Source organism: Phenylobacterium sp. (genome assembly GCF_030697925.1).
GTDB lineage: Bacteria > Pseudomonadota > Alphaproteobacteria > Caulobacterales > Caulobacteraceae > Phenylobacterium.
On sequence record NZ_JAUYOJ010000115.1, the window covers coordinates 1 to 3,478 of the forward strand.

General features: G+C 65.4%; 4 protein-coding genes. All 4 read left to right on the forward strand.

What is annotated here, in order from left to right; genetic code table 11:
• Positions 1–1,264 (forward strand): TonB-dependent receptor (locus tag Q8Q88_RS10760; RefSeq protein ID WP_305675192.1); only part of this gene is annotated, 1,264 nt, incomplete at its 5' end.
• Between the two features lie 159 nt (positions 1,265–1,423).
• The gene (locus tag Q8Q88_RS10765; protein WP_305675193.1) at positions 1,424–2,236 is read left to right on the forward strand and encodes an enoyl-CoA hydratase; all 813 of its coding nucleotides are present in this window, start codon (positions 1,424–1,426) and stop codon (positions 2,234–2,236) included.
• A 64-nt stretch (positions 2,237–2,300) separates the two neighbouring features.
• Entirely contained in the window at positions 2,301–3,101 is an 801-nt protein-coding gene (locus Q8Q88_RS10770; protein ID WP_305675194.1) for an enoyl-CoA hydratase/isomerase family protein, read from the forward strand.
• Positions 3,102–3,253: 152 nt separating this feature from the next.
• Positions 3,254–3,478, forward strand: a 225-nt coding sequence (locus Q8Q88_RS10775) for an acyl-CoA dehydrogenase family protein (protein WP_305675195.1), incomplete at its 3' end; no start/stop codon positions are given.

Below are 3,478 nucleotides of genomic sequence, written 5' to 3' on the forward strand. Positions count from 1 at the left end.
GGTCTCCCAAGAACTTCGTCTGGCCGGCGAACTGCCCGGCGATGGCCATTTCGTGGTCGGCGCCAGCGCCGCCTACGACAAGGTGTTCCAGGACGACTTCATGGACTTGTCCCAAAGCACGATCGGCTATGTGCTGACCGGCTTCGGGCTGCCCGTGTTCGAGGGCTATGACGCGATTAATGACCAGCGCATCCAGAACCAGGCTGTCTTCGCCAGCGTCGATTTCAACGTGACCGAGACACTCAGCCTGACGGCCGGCGCCCGCTACACCAAGACCGATGACAAGTTCAACGGCTGCACCGCTGACAAGGGCGCCGGCAACATGCAGGCGACGTTCGGGAACCTCTGGAACTTCCTGCGCTCGACGCAAGGGCTCCCGCCGAATCCTCCGATCCCACTCGGCGGCTGCGGGACGTCGGGCGCAAACTTCGTCCCCGGGATGATCCACAACAACCTCAAGGAGGACAACGTCTCCTGGCGGGCCGGCGCCGAGTGGAAGCCTCGCGAACGCACCCTCGTCTACGCAAACGTCAGCAAGGGCTACAAGGCTGGCAGCTTTCCGATCCTAGGTGCGACCAGGAACCCGCAGTTCGATCCGGCCACGCAGGAATCGGTCCTGGCCTATGAGGTGGGCTTCAAGTCCACCCTGCTGAGCCAAACGCTGCAGTTGAACGGAGCGGCCTTCTACTACGACTACCGCGACAAGCAGATCCTGGGGCGCGTGTTGGATCCCACGCTGGGTTCGCTGCTCGCGTTGGTCAATGTACCGAGGGCCGATGTCCGCGGGGCCGAGTTGCAGGCGATCTGGTCGCCCATTCGCGGCCTTACGGTCAACACCGGGCTCTCCTACATCAAGTCCCGCATCCTGGGAGGGTTCGCGAATTATGATCCCAACGGAGCCTTCAAGAGCTTCGACGACGAGGCTTTCCCGAACACGCCGAAGTGGCAATTCGTCTCCGACGTGAACTACACTTGGAGCCTCACCGACAGCCTCAATGGCTTCGTCGGCGGCAACGTCACCTATCAGAGCCGCACCAACAGCCAGCTGGGGGAACTGCCGACCCTCAAGACCAAGGCGTACGCTCTGGTCGATTTGCGGGCCGGGGTCGAAACCGCCGACGGCAAATGGCGCGTCTCGGCCTGGGGACGCAACGTCGGCAACACCTACTACTGGACCGCGGCAAATCGGGCCACCGACTTCACGGTGCGATTCGCAGGTATGCCAGCGACCTACGGGATCGCCGTAAGCCGTCGGTTCGATTGACGTCCTCCGATCCTGCCGATGAGCGCCAGTCTGGCGCTCATCGGCAGGACGGCTCCGGGCGGGGCTCGCCCCCGGCGGCGGCGATAACGCCGCAACAAGGCGGTCGCCTCGCCGAGCGGTCTGGCTGCACCGCGATCACTCGCAGCGAGGAGAAACGCCGTGAGTCACAGCCAAATCCTGTTTGAGACGGGCGAGGGCGTCGCCACCATCACCCTGAATCGGCCCGAGCGGCTGAACGCATGGACCGAGACCATGGCGGGCGAAGTTCGCCAGGCCGTGGAGGCGGCCGCGGCCGATCCGGACGTCCGGGCGATCATCCTGACCGGGGCCGGCCGCGGTTTCTGCGCCGGGGCCGACATGAACGACCTTCAAGACATCAGCGCCGCTGGCGGCACAGGAGCTCGAGCCTTCGCGCCGTTCGACCTGGACGCGCGCGCGGACTTCCATCATCCGATGACCTACTTCCCCTCGGTGAAGAAGCCGATCATCGCCGCGATCAACGGGCCGGCGGCGGGGATGGGCCTCTCCCTGCTGCTGTTCTGCGACCTGCGGTTCGTCGCCGACAGTGCGGTATTCTCCACCGCCTTTTCGCGGCGCGGGCTGATCGCCGAGCATGGCATTGGCTGGACCCTGCCACGGCTGGTCGGCCATTCGCGGGCCATGGACCTGCTGCTCTCCGCCCGCCGGGTGGGCGCCGAAGAGGCCTATCGCATCGGTCTGGCCGATCGCGTCTTCCCCGCCAACGAGCTGATCGCCGAGACCCGCGCCTACGCCCGCGAGTTGGCGGATTTCGTCTCGCCCCGCTCCACCGCGATCATAAAGCGCCAGCTGTGGGACGGCCTCCTCCAGAGCCTGGCCGAGCACATGCAGGACGCCGATCGCGAGATGGCGCTCAGCCTCGAGAGTGACGACTTCAGGGAGGGTGTGGCGCACTTCATCGAGAAGCGCTCGCCAAGGTTCACCGGAGGGTAGGCGCGCGCCGCCGTCCGGGCCTTCACGCCGGATTATCCCCTTCAGACTCAAGAGATCCATCATCATGCCGCTTGTCGAGATCAGCCATCCCGAGCCCGCGATCGCCCTCCTGGCCCTCAACCGGCCGGAGAGCCTGAACGCACTGACTGCTGAGCTAATCGTTGAGCTTCGCGCGGCGTTCACAGAACTGGACGCCGACCCGGGTTGTCGGGTGATCGTGCTCACCGGCGCCGGGCCTGCCTTCTGTGCTGGCCTGGATCTGAAGGCGGTGACCGCCGGCGGCGCGCTGCCCTGGTCCGACCCGGTGCAGGCCACGGCCTTCCAGGAGCTGTTCGCCGCGACGCCGCCGCTGATGCGGCGTGTTCGCCAGCCGATCATAGCCGCGGTGAACGGCGTGACTGTGGGCGCCGGTTTCGCCCTCGCTCTCGCCGCGGATGTCCGTATCGCAAGTCCGCAGGCGCGGTTCCTGAACGGCGCCGTCAGGGTCGGCCTAACGGCGTGTGAGATGGGCATCAGCTATCACCTGCCACGGCTGGTCGGCGCCGGCCGCGCCTTCGAGATCATGCTCACCGGCCGCCCCGTCCCCGCGGAGGAGGCGCAAGCTATCGGCTTGGTCACGCAGGTGGTGGGCGGCGCCGCCTTGCACGACGCTGCGCTCCAGACGGCGCGCGCAATCGCCGCCAACAGCCCCTATGCGAGCAAGCACACCAAACAGCTGATGTGGACCAACCTTGACGCGCCCAGCCTCGAGGCGGCCATCCAGCTGGAGAACCACGCTCAGATCGTGGGCATCCTTAGCGGCGACTTCGCCGAAGCCACCGCGGCCTTCGCCGAGAAGCGTCCGCCCGTTTTCCGCGGCCGCTGAGCGGCTACCGTCAGCGCGTGTTCTTCTCGTTGAGCCAGACGAGCGCTGTCAATGATAACAAGAGCGAATGATTCTCTGCAGTAAAGCGTCGCAGGAAATTTCAGTTCTTTCCTTTCTACTTGGATTAACCTTTTGCAGTTGCGGAGGAACACATGAACCTGAAGCCCGAGGATGAAGCCTTCCGCCGTGAGGTCCGGACGTTCCTGGCCGAAAAGCTGCCGGCGGAACTTGCCGCCAAAGTCCGGCTCGGCAAGACCCTCAGCAAGCAGGACGCCGAGGGCTGGCGGGCGGTCCTGAACGAATACGGATGGCTCGCGCCGGAGTGGCCGAAAGAATATGGCGGCCAAGACTGGTCTGTCAGCCAGTGCTTCATCTGG